The sequence below is a fragment of the Nocardiopsis xinjiangensis YIM 90004 genome, assembly GCF_000341145.1.
GTDB classification, from domain to species: Bacteria; Actinomycetota; Actinomycetes; order Streptosporangiales; family Streptosporangiaceae; genus Nocardiopsis; species Nocardiopsis xinjiangensis.
Map to the genome: position 1 here is coordinate 98,145 of NZ_ANBE01000032.1, position 18,197 is coordinate 116,341.

The following is an 18,197-nucleotide window of genomic DNA, read 5'->3' on the forward strand; positions in this document are numbered from 1 at the left end:
ACCTGCTTCCCACACCCGGAACAACGCCCCTTGGTCCCACTAAACCACAACTTCTGGGCCAGTGACCACCAAGGCCACCCCAGATGTTGTGGTCGAACTTAGACCCCGGCGGACACTCCCGCAACCCTGGCGGTCGCGTGTTCCACGCATGAAGACACGACTGCCCACGGGACAGCTTCTGAACTGGGAGAACGGGGGGTTTCGGCCGACCTTCGGGGCGATCCGACACCACCCCCAAGGGTAACGTCGACACCCCTCACGAGCCGCCCCGGCCGAAGCGTGCGGCGCGCCGGAACCCCTGCCCAGCAGGCATTGCGCACCCCCTGGAAAGGACCGGAGACACGCCCCACACCGGCCCGGGCACCTGCTCACAACACCAGAAACAGACGAGTTCTTCCCGCGTTCGCACCACCCGCGCGCGCACGAACCGGTAAACACGTGTGCAGGAGCGCGCACCCTCCGACGAAAACCGAGGCCACTACCCGAACGCAGTCGAACGCTTGTTTGAAATCACCGTGCGCAACGACTAATCTTGAGATGATCCGACCCAAGTCGAGGAGGCCCGGCCGTGCCGGAGGAACATCCCACAGCCGTGGACAGCAGCAACAGGCTCGCACCCGTGGACGGGCGCTCCGGCGCGGAGACGACCCCCGCGCCGAGACTGACCGCCCGCCAGCAGGCCGTCCTGAACTGCATCCAGCGCTATGTGCGCGACCGGGGCTTTCCCCCCTCCATCAGGGAGATCGGCGAGTCCGTGGGGCTGTCCAGCCCCTCCAGCGTCGCCCACCAGCTCAAGGTGCTCCAGAACAAGGGGTACCTGCACCGTGACCAGAACCGGCCACGCGCGGTCGAGGTCCGGCGCCGCGACGAGAACTCCGCCGAGAACGAGGACGAACACCGGGTGACCGTGCCGCTGGTCGGACGTATCGCCGCGGGCGGGCCGATCCTCGCGGAGGAGTCCGTGGAGGACCTGCTCTCCCTACCGCGCCGTCTCGTGGGCGAGGGCCGCCTGTTCATGCTCACCGTGGTCGGTGACTCCATGACCGACGCCGCCATCACCGATGGCGACCTCGTGGTGGTCCGCCAGCAGGCCGACGCGGAGAACGGAGACATCGTGGCAGCGCTCCTCGGCGACGAGGCCACCGTCAAGGTGCTGAACCGCGCCGACGACGGCCACGTCTGGCTCATGCCGCGCAACGACGCCTACGAACCCATCCACGGCGACGAGGCCACCGTCCTCGGCAAGGTGGTCACGGTCATGCGCCGAGTCTGAGGCGATAACGTGGGTCCTGTGTCCACACCTACGCCCTCTCTGTCCTGGTTCGTCGGCGGGGCCACAGCGCTGCTGCTGACCACTGCGTGCGCACCCGCCGACGCTCCGGCCGACCCGCCCGGGAGCCTCGGCCAGGAGCGCGAGGTGCAGTTCACCACCGGCGAGGACGAGCTCCACGGAACCTTCACCCTGCCCGGGCCCGATGCCGAGGGCGTGCCGGGGGCGCTCATCATCTCCGGAAGCGGCCCCACCGACCGCGACGGCAACAGCGACATGCGCCCCGCGGCCGACACCAACCTCAACTTCGCGCGGTTGCTCGCCGACTCCGGCGTGGCGACGCTGCGTTACGACAAGCTCGGCAGCGGAGAGACCGGGCTCGGCGACCGTGATCCCGAGGAACCGGTGGAACCGGAGAGCTTCGACGAACAGGCCGCCGCCGCTTACGAGCTCCTCGTGGACCAGCCCGAGGTCGACCCCGAACGCACCCTCGTGCTGGGCCACAGCGAGGGCGCCCTGTACGCCCTGCGCATGCACGAGTTGGTCCCCGGTTCCTCCCCCGACGTGGTGCTGGCCGCACCGCCCGGGGAGCGTTACCTGGACATCGTCGACCGCCAGCTCACCGAGCAGGTGCGCGCCGCAGAGGCCATGGGAAACCTCGGCGAGGCCGAGGCCCTGACTCTGCTGTCCGACGCGCGGGCCGTACGCGCCGCGCTGCGTGCGGACCGGCCCATGCCCGAGGAGACGGCCCCCTCCCTGGCGGGCCTGTACGGCCCCGGCAACCGCGAGACGTTGGCGTTCCTGGACGAACTGGTTCCTGCGGAGCTGGCCGCGGACCTGCCCCGGGGGACGAGCTCCCTCGTGCTGTGGGGTGAGCAGGACGCACAGATCTCCCGGAAGGGGGTCGACGAGCTCATGACCGGTTTCGAGGACGGGGGCGCCGGCGAGGACGGTTCCGTCGAGCGGGTGGACCTCCCCGAGACCGGCCACATCTTCCGCGAACAGGACGACGACTCGACCAGGCCCGCGGTCGACGAGGACCGGCCCTTCTCCCCCGACGTCGCCCCGGCCCTGGAATCCTTCATCGAACGGGCGTGGTGAGCCGGGGTTCCCGACCGTTCACGCCCACACCCACGTGAGGCACCGGTACGGGCCAGGGCGCCATGCCCCGGAGGTCTTGGTGCTCGGGCCGTTGCACACACGGCCCGAGCAGGCGCCGGGACCGGGGCACGGGGGAAGGACGAGGGAGCTGAACGCAGGTCAGAGGTCCTCGACGAACGCTTCGGCGAGGACCTCGGAGGCGTCCAGGATCTCCTGTTCATCGGCCGAACGCTGCGCCTCGTAGTCCGCAGCGCCGCTGTAGCAGGTCTCCAGGTACAGGTTGGACACACGCGTGGCCACACACCCGATGGTGAAGGGACCTTCCTCGGTCCAGCCGAGCGCCTCGTCACCGAGCCCGGAGACCTCGTGGGTCTCCCGTCCGGAGGCGGACTCCCGCAGCGTGCCCGCCGCGGTCTCCCGGCCGTTGGGCTCGGGCGCGGCAACGGTGACCGCGGAGGCGAACGCGGGCACCGCGACCGCCCGCCCCTCGGGGGTGGCCCAGCGGCACTGCCATCCAGCACCGAAGGGGGCCTCGGCACCGCCGATCTGCTCCTCCGTCTCCAAGGCGTGGGAGGGCATGAGCTCGTCCAGGACCGCGTTCTGCAGCTGTGCGCACTCGGGCGCCGCCTCGAACTCCCCGGTGTCACCGGAACCGTTGCCGAGCACGTACCACCCGGTCAGCGCGGTCGCCACGAGCACCACCAGGGAACCGGCCACGATCCCGACGACGGCGCAGCCCCGGCTCTGGGGCTGGGCCTCGGGGACAGGGCCGGTGTAGGGAGCGCTCACAGGCCCTCCCCGAGTCGGGCGGCCAATCCCACGACCTCTTCCTCTGCCTCGGAGGGGCTGTCGTCGGAGTAGCCGGCGTAGGAGATGCGGACGAGGAGATTGTCGACGTGGTAGGCGAGCTCGACGGTTCCGGGTACCTGGCCGGACCAGACCCGGGCCTCGCCGCCGGGCAGGTCGACCTTTGCCCCGTTCGCGGGCGCGGCCGCGCCGAGTGACTCCGCGGTCCGTTCGTCCCCGGTGACGAGGGGGTCGGCGGAAGGATCGGTGAACCGTGCGGACAACCCCACCCGGAGCGTTCCGCCCTCCCCCGCCCCGTGGGTGGTCCAGGCGCAGGAGGTGTGTTCGCCCCCATGCAGGGGGCCGGTCGTGTCGGTGTCGTTCACCGCCTCGCCCAGGAGGTCCTCGACCTCCTCGCCGGGTACCAGATCACAGCCGGGCGCGGCCGCGTACGTGTCGTCGGGATAGGGCTCGTCGGGGGTACCGCTCGCGGCCCAGAGCCCGATACCGACGGCCACCGCCGCCACCGCGGCCGCAGCACCACCGATGGCGCCCCATCGCGCACGGGGTGAGTGCAGGGCCCGGCCCCAGTCCTTCGTCCCGATTGCCCGCAACCGGTCACCGCCTCCCTGTCGATCGCCGGACCGACCACGAGGGGCCGCGTGCGGGACAGTCCCGGCACGCGGCCACCATCGCTCACTCGGGGTCAGCCGACGACGATGTTCACCAGCTTCGGTGCGCGCACGACCACCTTGCGGATCTGCTTGTCACCGATGAAATTCTGTGCCTTCTCCGACGCCAGCGCGAGCCGCTCCAGCTCGCCGGCGTCGATGTCGGGCGCCACGGACAGCTTGTCACGCACCTTGCTCTGCACCTGGACGACGCAGGTGACCGACTCCTGCACGAGCAGGTCCGGGTCGGCCTCGGGCCAGTTGCCGATGGCGAGGCTGCCGACGTGGCCCATGCGTTCCCAGCCCTCCTCGGCGATGTAGGGCGCGAAGAGCGACAGGGTGACGGCGATGAACTCGGCGGCCTCGCGCACGGCCGGGTCGCTCGCTCCGGGACCGGAGTCGATGGCCTTGCGTGCGGCCGAGACCAGCTCCATGCACCGGGCGATGGCGACGTTGAAACGGCGCTCCTCGACCAGTGCGCTCACCTGGTCGATGCTGCGGTGAGTGGCCCGGCGCAGGTCGGTGTTCCCGGCGGAGAAGTCCGCGCCGACCGGGGTGCCCCGGCCGGCCTCGACCATGACCTTGAAGGCCCGGTTGAGGAACTTCTGGGCGGCCACGACCGACACGTCCGCCCAGTCGACGTCGTCCTCGGGCGGGCCGGCGAAGAGCATCGTCAGGCGGACGGCGTCGACGCCGTAGGTGTCGATCTGCTCGCCCAGGTCGACACCGTTGCCCAAGGACTTGGACATCGCGCGGCCCTGGTTGATGACCTGGCCCTGGTTGGTCAGGCGGGCGAAGGGCTCGGTGAAGTCGAGCATGCCCATGTCGTGCAGGACCTTGGTGAAGAAGCGCGCGTACAGCAGGTGGAGCGTGGCGTGCTCCTTGCCGCCGATGTAGTGGTCGACGGGCCCCCACTTGTTGACGGCCTCGCTGTCGAAGGGCGCGGTTTCCAGGCGCGGCGAGCAGTAGCGCCACGGGTACCAGGACGAGTCCACGAAGGTGTCCATGGTGTCGGTGTCGCGCTCGGCGGGCCCGCCGCAGGTGGGGCAGTCGACCTCGACCCAGTCCCTGGCAGCGGCCAGCGGCGAAATGCCCTTGGGCGCCAGCTCGGCCCCCTTCATCTCGGGCAGGGTCACCGGAAGCTGGTCGTCGGGCACGGGCACCAGCCCGCAGGAGGGGCAGTGGATGATCGGGATCGGCGTGCCCCAGTAGCGCTGGCGCGAGATCAGCCAGTCGCGCAGTCGGAAGTTGACGGTGGACTCCCCGGTACCGCGCTCGGCCAGGACCTCGACGATGCGGGAGATCGCCTCGTCCTTGCCCAGTCCGTCCAGGGGGCCGGAGGCGCGCAGGGTGCCCTCGCCGGCTGTGGCGACGCCGCTCGTGGCGGGGTCGGGCTCACCGGTCTCGACCACCACACGCACCGGCAGGTCGAAGGCCAGAGCGAAGTCGAGGTCGCGCTGGTCGTGCGCGGGCACGGCCATGATGGCGCCGTGCCCGTATCCGGCCAGCACGTAGTCGGCGGCCCAGACCGGCATACGCTCGCCATTGACCGGGTTGATCGCGTGGCGGCCCAGGAAGACACCGGTCTTGGGCCGCTCGGTGGTCTGGCGCTCGACGTCGGAGAGCTTGGCGATGTCGGAACGATAGGCCTCGAAGGCCTCGCGCTGCTCGGGTGCGCACAGTTCGTCGGCCAGCTCGGCGTCGGCGGCCACGACGAAGAAGGTCGCCCCGTACAGGGTGTCGGGGCGGGTGGTGTAGACGGTGACGGGCTCGTCACGGCCTTCGATGGCGAACCGGACGTCGGCGCCGGTGGAGCGGCCGATCCAGTTGCGCTGGATGGCCAGGATCTCCTCGGGCCAGCGGCCGTTGTCGATCTGGCCCATGTCGTCCAACAGGCGCTGGGCGTAGTCGGTGATCTTGAAGTACCACTGGTTGAGGCTGCGCCGCTCGACGTCGGAGCCGCAGCGCTCGCACTTGCCCGCGACGACCTGCTCGTTGGCCAGCACGGTCTGGTCCTCGGGGCACCAGTTGACCAGGCCGTCCTTGCGGTAGGCCAGGCCCCGATCGAAGAAGCGGTTGAACAGCCACTGGTTCCACTTGTAGTACTCGGGGTCGCTGGTGTGGATGCGGCGGGTCCAGTCCACACCCACGCCGTAACGCTGGAACGAGGCGGCCTGCGTCTCGATGTTGGCGTAGGTCCACTCGTCGGGGCGGCTGTCGCGCTGGATGGCGGCGTTCTCGGCGGGCAGGCCGAAGGAGTCCCACCCGATTGGGTGCAGGACGTTCTCACCGCGCTGGAAGCGGTAACGCCCGATCACGTCACCGATGGCGAAGGCCTCGGCGTGCCCCATGTGCAGGTCACCGGAGGGGTAGGCGAACATGTCGACGACGAAGGAGCGGGGACGCTCGTCGGCCGGGTCCTCACTGGCCGTGAACGGGAGTTCGGCGGCCCAGCGCGCCTGCCACTTGTCCTGGAGGGCGCGGGCGTCGTAGATGCCGCTCGCCGTCTGGTCGCCGTCTACCGCTGTCATCGCTGGTTGTTTCCTTAGCCGGGTCCGGTGGTACTCCCCTTCAGGTTAGCGGCTGGTGACTCGGAGCGTGAACAGCAATTCCCACGCTGTGGACAAACCTCGATCGCCGTCTTCGCAGGGCCTGCCGCCCACTCGTGCCTCCGGTCGCCGCCGGCCGGGATCCGGTATCGGTGGGGTCACGACCTCACCGACCCCTCCACACCGACCGTCCGGTTTGTTACTCTTCCGCAAAAGTGGTGCAGAACACGAGACCAGGGTCACACTCTGGCCCACGCAATGCGGGAGGCCCCATGCTCAACCTGTCCGTCGTGCTCGAGGACGGCGCACGCAACGTCCCCGAGAAGGAATGCCTGGTCTTCGGCGACCTGCGCCTGAACTACGCGCTCACGAACGCGATCGCCAACCAGGTCGCCAACCTGCTGGTCTCCCGCGGTGTCCGTCCCGGCGACCGGGTGGCCCTGGCCAGCCCGAACCTGCCCTACTTCCCGTTCGTCTACTACGGCGCCCTGAAGGCCGGTGCGATCGTCGTGCCGCTCAACGTGCTCCTGACCCCGCGCGAGATCGCCTTCCACCTGGAGGACTCGGGCGCCAAGGCGCTCTTCTCCTTCACCGGATCGCCGGACCTGCCGCTGGGCGAGCGCGCGTTCGAGGCCTTCCAGCAGGTCGACGCCTGCGAGACCTACATCGACCTGCCGGCCTCCCCCGGTGCCACCGAGTCCACGATCGAGGGCGCCGAGACCCTGTGGAAGGCCGTCGAGGCACAGCCCACGGAGTTCGAGAGCGTGCGCACCGAGGCCGACGACACCGCGGTCATCATCTACACCAGCGGCACCACCGGCCGCCCCAAGGGCGCCGAACTCTCGCACCACAACCTCATGATGAACTCCGTCGGGGCTGCGAGCCTGGTCAACACGCACCCGGACGGCCGCGACGTGGCACTGGCGGTACTTCCGCTCTTCCACATCTTCGGGCAGACGGTGATGCTCAACGCGGCCCTGTACCGGCGGGCGACCCTGGTGCTCATGCCGCGTTTCGACGGCAACGAGGCCCTGAGTCTCATGGAGAAGGAAGGCGTGACGGCCTTCGCCGGTGTGCCCACCATGTATTGGGGCCTGCTCAACGCCGTGAAGGAGGCCGAGCCGGGAACCTACGACCTGGAAAGCATCGCGGGCAACGTCGTCGACTCGGTCTCGGGCGGCGCGGCCCTGCCCGCCCAGCTCGCCGAGGACTTCACCAAGACCTTCGGTGTCGGCATCAAGGAGGGGTACGGCCTCTCGGAGACCTCACCCGTCGTCTCGTTCAACAACCCCAAGGTCAAGGCCAAGACCGGGTCCATCGGCCGCCCCATCTGGGGTGTGGAGATCAAGCTCATCGACGGCGACTGGAACGAGCAGGACGAGGTCGGTGAGATCGCGGTGCGCGGCCACTGCGTGATGAAGGGTTACCACAACCGCCCCGAGGCCAACGCCGAGGTCATCAAGGACGGCTGGTTCCGCACCGGTGACATCGCACGCCGCGACGAGGAGGGTTTCTACTTCATCGTCGACCGCTCCAAGGACATGATCATCCGCGGTGGCTACAACGTCTACCCGCGGGAGATCGAGGAGGTCCTCATGACCCACGAAGCGGTCAGCATGGCCGCCGTCATCGGGATCCCCCACGACGCCCGCGGCGAGGAGGTCAAGGCGTTCGTGATCCGTCAGCCCGGCGCATCCATCGAGGCCGCCGAGCTGGTGGAGTGGGCCAAGGAGCGCCTGGCCGGCTACAAGTACCCGCGCGAGATCGAGTTCCGCGACGAGCTGCCGATGACCTCCACCGGCAAGATCCTCAAGCGCGAGCTCCGCAACTGAGCGCAGCCCCGCACGACGACGGGCCCCTCGACCGCACCTCTCGGGTTCTGAGCGGTGGTCGAGGGGCCCGATCGTTTCGGCCCGACCCGTGTGTGCCTTCCCGCGCGGGCGGACCGGCGCTCAGCCCTTGACCGCCCCCTGCACCAGGCCCGCGGCCAGGTAGCGCTGGACGAGGACGAAGAAGACCATCACCGGGATCGTGATGATCGTGGAGGCCGCCATGACGTGGCCCCACTCGTTGGCGTACTGGCCGAAGAACTGGCGCAGCCCCACGGCGACCGTGTACTTGTCGCTCTGCTGCATGAAGGTCAGCGCGAGCACGAACTCGTTCCAGGCCACGATGAAGGAGAAGATCGCGGTGGCCACGAGGCCGGGAGCCACGAGGGGAAAGAGCACCTTCCAGAACATGACCGGCCACGAAGCGCCGTCGATGTAGGCGGCCTCCTCGACCTCCTTGGGGACCGCGGCCACGAACCCGCGCATCATCCACACCGCCAGCGGCAGCGACAGCGCGACGTAGACGATGCCCAGCCCCAGGAGGGTGTTGAGGAGCTGCAGGTCACGCACCTGGAGGAACAGGGGGATGACCAGCGCCTCCAGCGGCACCATCTGCACGATGAGGATCATGACCAGCACCGAGGTGCGGAACTTGAACCGGAACCGTGCCACCGCCACGGACGCGAGCAGGGCCAGCACACACGCGCCGGCCACCGTGATGCCGGCGACGGCCAGGGAGTTGATCAGGTAGGTCGTGAAGTTGCCCTCTGTGAGGACGTGGACGAAGTTGTCCAGAGAGGGATCGGTGGGCAGCAGCGCCCCGGTCCCCGAGGTGGCGCTGTCGGAGAAGGCGCTGACGACCATGAAGTAGACGGGAAAGAGCGTGAACAGCAGCAGAGCGCTCACGGCCAGGCACTTGCCGAGCAGGCGCCACATCCGCGACGCCTCGCCCCGCCGGCGGGCCCGGTGCACCTGGCTCTCCCATGGGGTGGGCTCCGATGTCGGTGCGGTGCGCGTACTCAACGGGTCTCCTCGTGGACGCGGCGCCCGGCGGGCGCGGGCTGTCGTGCGGGCGAAACGTGGAAGTTCGGGCGCGATGCCCTAGAATCCGGCGAAGTCCGGGGCCGCCGTCCGGTGGGCCTCACACGAGTACGGCGGACGAAGGGCGGCCAGGCGTGTACGAGCTCGACGGTCCCTCCCCCACGGAGGTGGTGGTCAGTTGGCTGCCGCACGACGCCCGGTTCCGGGCGAGCGCGGTACAGCACGCGGTGGCCGACCCGACCGGCCGGCTCCTGTACGCGTACGTCCACAACCTGGTCAACCAGTCCAACGACGACGGCCGCCCGTTGAGCGCCTTCGACCTGCGCACGATGGGGGCGGTGCGCGAGGACCTGGACCGGCGTTCCCTCGCCTCGGTGGACTGGCGCCGCGTGCGCGACGAACTCGCCGGTCCCGCGCGCTGACCACGCGGCGCCGTGCGCAGCCCCTGCCGTCCGATTCCTCGTCCGGTCCCGGGGCGTGGCCGCCGCACTCACAGTCCGTCGTCCTTGAACAGCGACCGCAGGTACACGATCGTGATGGCCAGCAGCAACAGGGTGAGGATGACCGCGATGGCCGATCCCGTCCCGTAGTCGTTGTTTCCGAAAGAACTGATGTAGGCCCACACGCCCAGGTTGAGCATCTCGGAACCGCTGACGTCGCCGCCGGGCATCAGGTAGATCTGCGCGAACACCTTGAAGTCCCAGATGGTGGACAGGATGGTGACCACCGCGAAGACCGGGCGCAGAACCGGGAAGGTGACGTGCCAGAACCGCTTCCAGGGGCCGGCGCCGTCGATGAGCGCGGCCTCCTGCAGCTCCTTGGGCACCGTCAGCAGGCCTGCCAGCACCGTGACGGCGACGAACGGAAAGCCGCTGTGCACGATGTTGAGTGTGACGATCGCGTAGAACCAGAACCGGTCCGCGAACCAGTTGTGGCCTCCTTCCTCGATCACCCCCAGGTTCATCAAGGCCTGGGCGACCACACCCTGGTCGACGTCGAAGATCCAGATCCACACGTAGGTGCCGCTCACCACCGGCATGGCCCAGGCGACCATGATGCAGGAGATCACGATCACCCGCGGGACCACCCGGAGATTGACCAGGAGCAGAGCCACCAAGGTGCCCAGCACGACCGTGGTCACGACCGCGACGACTGCGAACACCACGGTGTTCAGCAGCACCACGTTCCACAGATACGGATCGGTGAGCAGGGCGACGTAGTTGTCGAACCCGAGGAACTCCGAATCGCCGGAGACCAGTTCGCGCAGACCGTATTCCCGCATGGAGAGCCATACGATCCTGCCCAGCGGGAAGAGCAGGAGCACCCCGATGACGAACAGGGGCGGGGCCAGGAGCAGCCACGGCAGCGCAGCACGGCGCCCACGCATGCTCATCAACGTCCGGGGACGCCGGGAGGCGGTACCTCCGGGCGTCCCCTTCGCACCCTGTTTCGGCTCACCGGGTCCTACAGAGACCGGTGTACCCACGTGTTAACCCCCGTTGAGGATGCGCTCGATGTCGTCGGCGGCGCTCTCGGTGGCCTCGTCGACGGTCGCGTTGCCGTTGAGGATGTCCTGCTGCATACCGACGATGATGTTCTCGGACTCGACCTGGCCCCACTCGGGTGTGGCCGGGGTCGCGCGGCCCGCTTCGTCCAGCTGGACCGCGAAGGGCCGGACCGTGGGGTCCTCCGATTCGACGTACTCCTGGAGTTCGTCGACACCGCCCGGGAAGAACCCGGTCTCGTCGGCCCACCGGACGGACCAGTCGGGGTCGGTGAGGTGCTCGACGTAGGCCACCCCGGCCGCCTCGTTACCGGTGCCCTCGAAGACGGAGAGGTTGGAGCCGCCGGCGAAGGAGTCGGTGTAGCCCTCCTGCTGTCCGGGGATCGGGAAGACGCCGATGTCGCCCTCGAGGTCGGGGTTGTTCTCGACGATCGCCTTCGGGTTGGCGTTGCCCAGGAGCGCCATGATGGCGTCCCCGTCGGAGAAGGACTCCATGACGTCGATCTCGTTCCAGTTCACGGCACCGGTGGTGGACAGGTCGTCCTCCATCGCCAGGTCGGTGAAGAATTGCATCCCCTCGCGGGCACCGTCGCTGTCGATCTCCGAGACCCAGGTGCCGTCGTCCTGCTCGACGGCGAGCTCGGCACCGCCGCCCCAGATCCACGGCATGACCGAGTACTGGGCGTCGCCGGGAACCGGGAAGGCGATCATCTCCTCCTCGGCCTCGGCCAGGTCGAGGGCGGTCTCGCGCATCTCCTCCCAGTTCTCCGGCTCCTGCGCGCCGTGCTCCTCGAACACGTCGGTGCGGTAGACCATCGACCGGACCGCCGCGTACCAGGGCACCGAGTACACGGCGTCGTCGATCTCGCCCATCTCGAGCATCTCCTCGTTGTAGGCGGAGAGGTCGTCGATGGACGGTGCCACGTCGTGCAGGGCACCGGCGTCGGAGAAGTCCGGGACGAACGTGGTGCCCAGTTCCACGACGTCGGGCATGGTGTCGCCGGCCATGGCGGTGGTGATCTTGTCCTGGGCGTCGGCCCAGGGGATGAACTCCACCTCGACGTCCACACCGTGTTCCTCGGTGAAGGCTTCGTTGGCCTCCTCGAAGAAGCCGGTCGCGTCGGGGTTGGTGCCCTCCATGATCCACACGGTGAGGGTGTCGGTCGCGGAGATGTCACCCCCGCCTCCACCGTCACCGCCACCGTCGCCGCACGAGGTGACGGCCAGGACGAGGGCGAGTGCGGCCGCGGGGAGGGGGGCGTGGGTGAGTAGTGGTCTGCGAGCCATCGGCGCGCCTCCCGTTCCTGTCGAGGTCCCCAAAGGGTTGGTAGGAAACCTACGTAAGGAACGCCACGTTGTGAAGTAAACAACTCGACGTTGTGTCTGAGCTGTTAGGACCCGACGGATCTGTGCACACGCGGACTCCGCGCCATGACTCTCCGCGCCCGGTGCGAGGGGTCACTCGCCGAGCCCGCTCACCTGGCGCAACGTCGAGACGAGTTCGGCCTGTTTGTACACGGCGAGACCGATCGCTGCGCAGAAGGCCGCGAGCATGTGCGCGTAGATCATGGGGTCGCCCAGGGTGAACCGTTCGGCGATCTCCTCCTCCCCCAGGGAGTGCGCCTCCCAGGCGGTGGAGACGGCGAACTCCAGTTCCGGCGGGAGCATCTCGGCGACGGTGCGTGCCACGGCCTCACGCGAGTCGACCGGTTTCCACATGACACCGGTCTCCTGGACCCGCCGGCTGAGGAAGGCGGCGAGCACCTTCAGTTCCGAGACGACCGCGTCGGCGTGGTCGGTGGCCGGGGGGATCACCCGGTCCAGCTCGTCGCGGTCGTTGTCGGCGTAGGCCGCGACGAGGCCGACCGCCGATTCCTTGACCTGCTCGGGCGGGTCGGATCCCTCGTTCTGGTCGCCGGGCAGGGCGCTGTCGTCTGCGGACACGGTGGATCCCTTCGAGCTGCTGGACGGTGGTGCCGGGTCCATCATGCCGCCTGTGCGGGCCGAGACGGGCGACATGGCGCCGGCGTCCCCGGAGGGCGAACACTCCGGGGACGCCGGCCGGGACCGCGGGGTCAGAACTCCGGGCGCAGCGGCATTCGTGCGTCGGTGCCATCGAGCTTCGCCCCGAGGATCTGGTGGAGCTGCACGATGTCCTTCTCGAAGCCGAGCACACACCCGGCCATGTACAGGAGCCAGACCCGTGCCGTGGCCTCCCCGACCTCGGCGACCGCTTCGTCCCAGTGGCGTTCGAGGTTGGCGCCCCAGTGGCGCAGGGTCAGGGCGTAGTGATCGCGCAGGTTCTCCTGGTGGCGGATCTCGAAGCCCGCGTCGTTCATCGACATCTGGAGTTCGGCCGGCCCCTCCAGTTGCCCGTCGGGGAACACGTACCGGTTGATGACCCCCTTGGTGTTCATGCGCGGCAGGTCGTTGCGCGGACGGGTGATGCAGTGGTTGAGCAACCGGCCGCCCGGAACGAGCTTGTCGTAGAGGGAGGCGAAGTAGGCGTCGAGGTTCTTCGCGCCCACGTGTTCGGTGAGCCCGATCGAACTGATCCGGTCGAAGGTGCCGTCGGGCACGTCCCGGTAGTCCATGTGGCGGACCTCGGCCAGGTCGCCCAACCCCTCCTGGGCGATGCGTTTGGAGGCCCACTCGGCCTGTTCCTTGGACAGTGTCACCCCGAGCGCCTTCACACCGTGCTCGCGGGCGGCGTGCAGCACCATGCCGCCCCAGCCGCAGCCCACGTCGAGCAGGCGCATGCCCTTTCGCAGCCCGAGCTTGCGGGCGACCAGCTCGTACTTGCGGTCCTGGGCGCTCTCCAGGGCCCCGTCGTTCTTCTCGACCCGGTCGAGACGGCCGTCCTCGTCATCGAAGACCGCACACGTGTAGGTCATCATCGGACCCAGGACCATCTCGTAGAAACGGTTGGAGATGTCGTAGTGGTGGTGGATCACTTCGGCGTCGCGCCGGCGCGAGTGGCGCCAGCCCATGCTCGCGAGTCTGCCGCGGCCGGCTTCCTGCGGCGGCGGGGCGACCCGGTTGACGAACTTGACCCAGCCCACGGATCTGACGATGGCCGCCGTGTCGGCCAGGGACAGGTTGTTGCCTTGGGCGAATGCGAAGTCGGACACGGTGCTCAGGGCGGTGTACATGTCGCCCTCGAGGTCCAGGTGCCCGGAAACGTAGGCGCGGGTCAGGCCGACCGCGTTCGGGGACTGGGCGAAGTAGTTGACCGCGACGGGGGTGCGCACATGCAAGGCGACCTCGCTGCCGGGGTCCCCGACGCTGCTCCCGTCGTAGGCGGTGAATCGGATGGGTGCGTCGGGGCCGACGACACGCTCGAAGATCTCGGCAAGCCGCATGCTGTGTCCTCTCCTCTCGAAGGATGCGGCCCATAACCAAGGGTCGCTTCCCTGTGGTCCGGTCCCGCCTCAGCGGTTGCCCACGCACTTGGCGTACAGGTCGAGCAACCTGCCGTGCGGGTCGTAGGTGTTCTTCAGTTCCCCGTAGGCGGCGCCGTTGTAGAGCTCCCAGAACTCGTCCTGCCCGTAGAAGGAGTCCGAGTACAGGGACTTGTGCCCTCCGAGGCGGCTCACCTCTTCCTCCACCCGCCGGTTGTGGTGGGCTCTGCGCCGGCCCGGCAGCATGTCGACCATCCCCCAGAAACCGAAGTTGACGTAGAGGCGCTCGTCCTGCAGCGGATACAACGGCCAGACCGGTCCCTGCTGTCCGCCGGGGCTCGGTTCACGCAAGCGCAGCGGGCACATCCACACCGGCGACATCCCGATCTCTTCGTGGAAGAAATCGAGGAACTCCGCACCCTTCTCCACACCCACCTCGACGTCCTGGATCAAGGGCTCCTGCTGGGGCCTGCCCCGGTAGAGGTTGAGCAGGCGGGAGAAGTCGGTTCGGCGGTCCCAGGCGACCAGACGGCGGTAGACGTCGGAGCGTTTGAGGGCGCGCGGCCACAGGGCCCGCACCACCGGGTTCTGCGCTCCGAAGGCCCGCGAGCACCAGAACCAGTCGGTGTCCCAGCGCCACAGGTAGTCGTGGGTGGTGAGGTAGTCGCCCGGGCCCCGGCCGGCCAGACGGGGGATGGAGCGGTAGTAGATGTCCTGACCGGTGTAGTCACTGGTCCAGGGGGCGGAGTCGGTGAACCGGGCCACCGTCAGGTACAGCTCGTCGGGGCCGAAGGAGACCCCGTCCACGAAGTCGACGCGGCCGCCCTCGTACTCGGCGTCGGCGCAGATGCGGTCGAGCGCCTCCATGGCCTCGCGATTGTCGGAGAAACGCAGGTGGCGCAGGTGTACGTAGGGGCCGACGGGTTCGAGCTCGATCCGCAGGCGGAGGGCGTAGCCGAGGGTCCCGTAGGAATTGGGAAAGCCTCGGAAGAGGTCGGCGTGTGCGTTGTCCCGCGTGGCGGTGACGACTTCCCCGCTGCCGGTGAGGATCTCCATCTCCTGGACTGCCTCATGCGGCAGTCCCGACCGGAACGAGGAGGCCTCGATCCCCATGCCGGTGACGGCCCCGCCCAGGGTGATGGTGCGCAGCTGCGGCACGACGTTGGGCATGAGCCCGTGCGGCAGGGTGGCCGCGACCAGGTCTTCGTAGGTGGTCATGCCGCCCACGTCGGCCAGACGCTCGACGGGGTCGATGGAGATCACACCGTCGAAGGCGGACACGTCCAGGGCGGGGGCGGAGGAAGGCTCACGAAACCGGAAGAGGTTCGAGGTGGGTTTGGCGAGGCGGACCGGGGCGTCCTGGGGCAGGTCCCGAAAGTCCCTGCGCAGTTTCTGCACGGCTGCCACGTGTTGGGCCGGACCGTGACGGCCGGGTTCGGAGGTGTCGGCCGTTCCCTGCTGTTGAGAGGTCATCCTTCTCCCGTTTCCGGTGTCGGCGACTCACAGCCCGGTTCGGCCGGCCTGACAGGCCGCCGGGGCGGGCCGATCATCTCCGTTCTACCTATCGGTAACGAGCGGGGCCACCCCATTTCTTCACGTGTCGTGCGAGTCCCGGGACAGCCTGGGGATGTTGGCACCACTCCGTGGTGACCGGCTCACATATCATCGGTACTCGTGCGCATCGCTCTCATTGACTCCGGTATCGGCATGCTCTCGACCGCGGCCGCAGTGTACGCCGCACGGCCCGACGCCGACCTGTTCCTGTCCATGGACCCCGGCCACATGCCTTGGGGAGCCCGTACCCCCGACGAGGTCATCGGACGTGCCCTGGCCGGGGCCCGCGCGGCCTGGGAGACCGCCGGCGGTGTGGACGCGATCGTCGTGCCCTGCAACACCGCGTCCGTGCACGGATTGTCGCGCCTGCGTGAGGAGTTCGAGCCGGACGTGCCGGTCATCGGCACGGTGCCGGCCATCAAACCGGCCGCACGTTCGGGCGGGCCCATCGCCGTGTGGTCGACCGCGGCCACCACACGCAGCGGTTACCAGCGGCGCCTCGTGGAGACCTTCGCCGAGGGGCTGGAAGTGACCGCCGTGGCCTGCGTCGGCCTGGCCGAAGCGGTGGAGTCGGCCGACCCGCGCGAGGTCGCCGACGCCCTCTCCTACGCCGCGGGCCTCACACCCCCGGACGTACGCGCGGTGGTGCTGGGCTGTACCCACTACGACCTGATCGGTGACCGGATCGTCGCCGGCCTGGGTGAGGGCGTCGCACTCCACACGGCCGCCCACGCGGTGGCCGCCCAGACCCTGCGGCGGGTCGGCGACCTGCCCCATCAGGGACGCCCGGGCCGGGTGCGGGTCCTGGCCGGTGGACGCCCCGCAGAGCTGCCCGCGGCCGCCCTGACGTATCCGGCCGGGCGTGCCCTCGTGGCGCAGGAGAGCCCCGCCCGGTCGCTCTGAGGCCGCGCCTCGGCACGGTGGCCGGTTCCGGCCGTCTACCCCGGAGCCGGGGCCGAAGCTGCGGATGTGACGGCCGGGGCCGCAGGGGCGAGGTGTGCGGCGGCCGACGCGTCGCTCAGGGCACCGGCGGCCAGGGTACGCACCAAGGTCCGGACCCCTGCGGTGTCGTTGTCGTGCAGGAGGGTCTCCAGGAGCGACAACGCCGCCTTCTGATCGCCGGGGGCCTCGCGCACATGCCGCCACTGGGGTTCGGTGGCCGCGTCGGAGAGCATGAGCGTGCGCCCGACCTGCCCCAGCGCCGTCAGGAGCGGGGTGTCGTGCGGCAGGCTCGCCAGGGCGACATTGACCTGTTCGGCCTGGTGCTCGGGGTCGACACGGTCATGGGGCAGCGAACGCAGGTGGGTCAGGATCCGGTCGGCCGGGGCCTCGGGCGCCACCGGACGCATCGCCGCGATCATCGAACGCACCTCGCCCAGGTCACCGCGGATCTCCGCGGTCTTTCCCAGGTGGGCGATGAGCTCCTCGGCCCGCTGCGCCGAGCAGGCGGCCACCCAACGGGCGCCCCTGGCCGCGGCCAGACGGGCCGCGGCCAGGGCCAGTTCCGCGCCCCGCCCGGGCGCACCGACCCGCTCGAAGTAACGCGACCAGGTGGTGACCCGCACACCCAGGCGCCAGTCGTTGCGCACCGCACCCAGGCTCACCAGGTTCTCGGCCGCTTCCACCCAGGCCGGACGCAGGTTCGGGACCGCCTCGGCCTCCTCGACCGTGGGCAGGGTCTCGATCGCCTCGTTGGGCGAGCACACCCCCAGCCGGGCCAGCCAGGACAGCAGCCGAGCCTGCTCGAACCGCACACGGCGCCGCAGCGCGGGCTCTCGGGCCCCGCCGCGCCGTGCGCTCAGATCGGCGCCCAGACGGTCGATCTCGACCAGGGCCTCACGGTGCCGGTCCTGGTGGCGCAGGGCACGGGCGAGCGTGAAGACCCCGCCGGTGCCCAGGATCGCCGTTCCGGTGGCGGTGTGTTCGTAACGGCGCAGTTCGGCCTCGGCGCGGTCGGGTGTGCCCTCGTCGACGAGCAGGTCGACGCGGGCAAGGGTGAACCCCGGCCAGGCGGGGGTGCGTTCCCACCCGGCCAACCGCCGACTGGAGAGGAGTTCACGGCGCAGCCCGGTGGTCCCGCGTGCGTCGACGTTGGCGTGGCAGCGCACCGCATTGGCCAGTGCCGAGACCGGCAGCGGTCCCCGCGATTCGGGCCCGGGTTCGTCGGCGGCGGCCGCCTCGGCCTGCTTCAGGGCACGTTTGCCTTCCGCGAGCGCCCCGACCCGCACGGCCATGGGCCAGTGGGCCAAGAAGAACAGCATGGGTGGGCCGAAGAGTCCGGGAACCTCCGGTTCCCCGGTCCCGGCCTCGGTCACCAGTCGTCGTGCCACCCGCAATGCTGAGCGCGCCCTCGCCTCCACCCGCACCGAGTCACCCGACTCGCTCAGTACCGGCAGATCGGCCACGGCTTCGGCCAGCTCCTCCTGGCCGGCCTCGCGCAGCCTGCGTGCGGCTTCCCCCGTCCATGTCCACATCGGCATGTCATCTCCCC

At 69.4% G+C, this 18,197-nt stretch carries 15 protein-coding genes; 5 read left to right on the forward strand and 10 right to left on the reverse strand.

Features of this window, described 5'->3' with window-relative positions; translation table 11 throughout:
• Positions 1–568: 568 nt before the first annotated feature.
• Positions 569–1,273, forward strand: coding sequence for a transcriptional repressor LexA (gene lexA, locus D473_RS0115850; RefSeq protein WP_017610040.1), 705 nt, complete (start codon positions 569–571; stop codon positions 1,271–1,273).
• Between the two features lie 9 nt (positions 1,274–1,282).
• On the forward strand, positions 1,283–2,371 hold the full coding sequence (locus tag D473_RS0115855) for an alpha/beta fold hydrolase (protein ID WP_026127010.1): 1,089 nt from the start codon (positions 1,283–1,285) through the stop codon (positions 2,369–2,371).
• A gap of 159 nt (positions 2,372–2,530) precedes the next feature.
• Here the strand turns inward: D473_RS0115855 and D473_RS0115860 are convergent, their stop codons facing one another.
• The 3 genes from D473_RS0115860 to leuS all read right to left on the reverse strand — a co-directional run bounded on the left by D473_RS0115860 (position 2,531) and on the right by leuS (position 6,359).
• Positions 2,531–3,160: a hypothetical protein gene (locus D473_RS0115860; RefSeq protein ID WP_017610042.1), complete on the reverse strand. Its 630-nt coding sequence runs from the start codon at positions 3,158–3,160 to the stop codon at positions 2,531–2,533.
• Positions 3,157–3,771: a hypothetical protein gene (locus tag D473_RS0115865; protein WP_241474804.1), complete on the reverse strand. Its 615-nt coding sequence runs from the start codon at positions 3,769–3,771 to the stop codon at positions 3,157–3,159. Before D473_RS0115865 ends, D473_RS0115860 begins: the two co-directional genes overlap by 4 nt.
• 92 nt (positions 3,772–3,863) lie before the next feature.
• Positions 3,864–6,359 carry a leucine--tRNA ligase gene (leuS, locus tag D473_RS0115870; RefSeq protein WP_017610044.1) on the reverse strand — a complete coding sequence of 832 codons (2,496 nt, stop codon included), beginning with the start codon at positions 6,357–6,359 and terminating at the stop codon, positions 3,864–3,866.
• Between the two features lie 290 nt (positions 6,360–6,649).
• On the opposite strand from leuS, the gene D473_RS0115875 reads away from it, so the two are divergent.
• Entirely contained in the window at positions 6,650–8,209 is a 1,560-nt protein-coding gene (locus D473_RS0115875) for a long-chain-fatty-acid--CoA ligase (protein ID WP_017610045.1), read from the forward strand.
• Between the two features lie 120 nt (positions 8,210–8,329).
• Here the strand turns inward: D473_RS0115875 and D473_RS0115880 are convergent, their stop codons facing one another.
• On the reverse strand, positions 8,330–9,142 hold the full coding sequence (locus tag D473_RS0115880; protein ID WP_017610046.1) for a carbohydrate ABC transporter permease: 813 nt from the start codon (positions 9,140–9,142) through the stop codon (positions 8,330–8,332).
• 239 nt (positions 9,143–9,381) lie between these two features.
• Between D473_RS0115880 and D473_RS0115885 the strand changes: the two genes are divergently transcribed.
• Positions 9,382–9,669: a hypothetical protein gene (locus D473_RS0115885; protein ID WP_017610047.1), complete on the forward strand. Its 288-nt coding sequence runs from the start codon at positions 9,382–9,384 to the stop codon at positions 9,667–9,669.
• A gap of 68 nt (positions 9,670–9,737) precedes the next feature.
• Here D473_RS0115885 and D473_RS0115890 read toward each other — a convergent pair whose 3' ends face one another.
• From D473_RS0115890 to D473_RS0115910, 5 genes are all read right to left on the reverse strand, one after another.
• Positions 9,738–10,634, reverse strand: a complete 897-nt coding sequence (locus D473_RS0115890) for a carbohydrate ABC transporter permease (RefSeq protein ID WP_026127013.1) — start codon at positions 10,632–10,634, stop codon at positions 9,738–9,740.
• 102 nt (positions 10,635–10,736) lie between these two features.
• Positions 10,737–12,038, reverse strand: coding sequence for a sugar ABC transporter substrate-binding protein (locus tag D473_RS0115895; RefSeq protein WP_017610049.1), 1,302 nt, complete (start codon positions 12,036–12,038; stop codon positions 10,737–10,739).
• A 171-nt stretch (positions 12,039–12,209) separates the two neighbouring features.
• Entirely contained in the window at positions 12,210–12,695 is a 486-nt protein-coding gene (locus D473_RS0115900; protein ID WP_017610050.1) for a hypothetical protein, read from the reverse strand.
• Positions 12,696–12,826: 131 nt separating this feature from the next.
• Positions 12,827–14,113, reverse strand: coding sequence for an SAM-dependent methyltransferase (locus D473_RS0115905; RefSeq protein WP_017610051.1), 1,287 nt, complete (start codon positions 14,111–14,113; stop codon positions 12,827–12,829).
• Positions 14,114–14,182: 69 nt separating this feature from the next.
• Positions 14,183–15,625 carry an FAD-binding oxidoreductase gene (locus D473_RS0115910; RefSeq protein ID WP_017610052.1) on the reverse strand — a complete coding sequence of 481 codons (1,443 nt, stop codon included), beginning with the start codon at positions 15,623–15,625 and terminating at the stop codon, positions 14,183–14,185.
• A 201-nt stretch (positions 15,626–15,826) separates the two neighbouring features.
• On the opposite strand from D473_RS0115910, the gene D473_RS0115915 reads away from it, so the two are divergent.
• Positions 15,827–16,609: a glutamate racemase gene (locus D473_RS0115915; RefSeq protein WP_017610053.1), complete on the forward strand. Its 783-nt coding sequence runs from the start codon at positions 15,827–15,829 to the stop codon at positions 16,607–16,609.
• 35 nt (positions 16,610–16,644) lie between these two features.
• Here D473_RS0115915 and D473_RS0115920 read toward each other — a convergent pair whose 3' ends face one another.
• Positions 16,645–18,186: a COG5 family protein gene (locus D473_RS0115920; RefSeq protein ID WP_017610054.1), complete on the reverse strand. Its 1,542-nt coding sequence runs from the start codon at positions 18,184–18,186 to the stop codon at positions 16,645–16,647.
• Between the last annotated feature and the right edge of the window lie 11 nt (positions 18,187–18,197).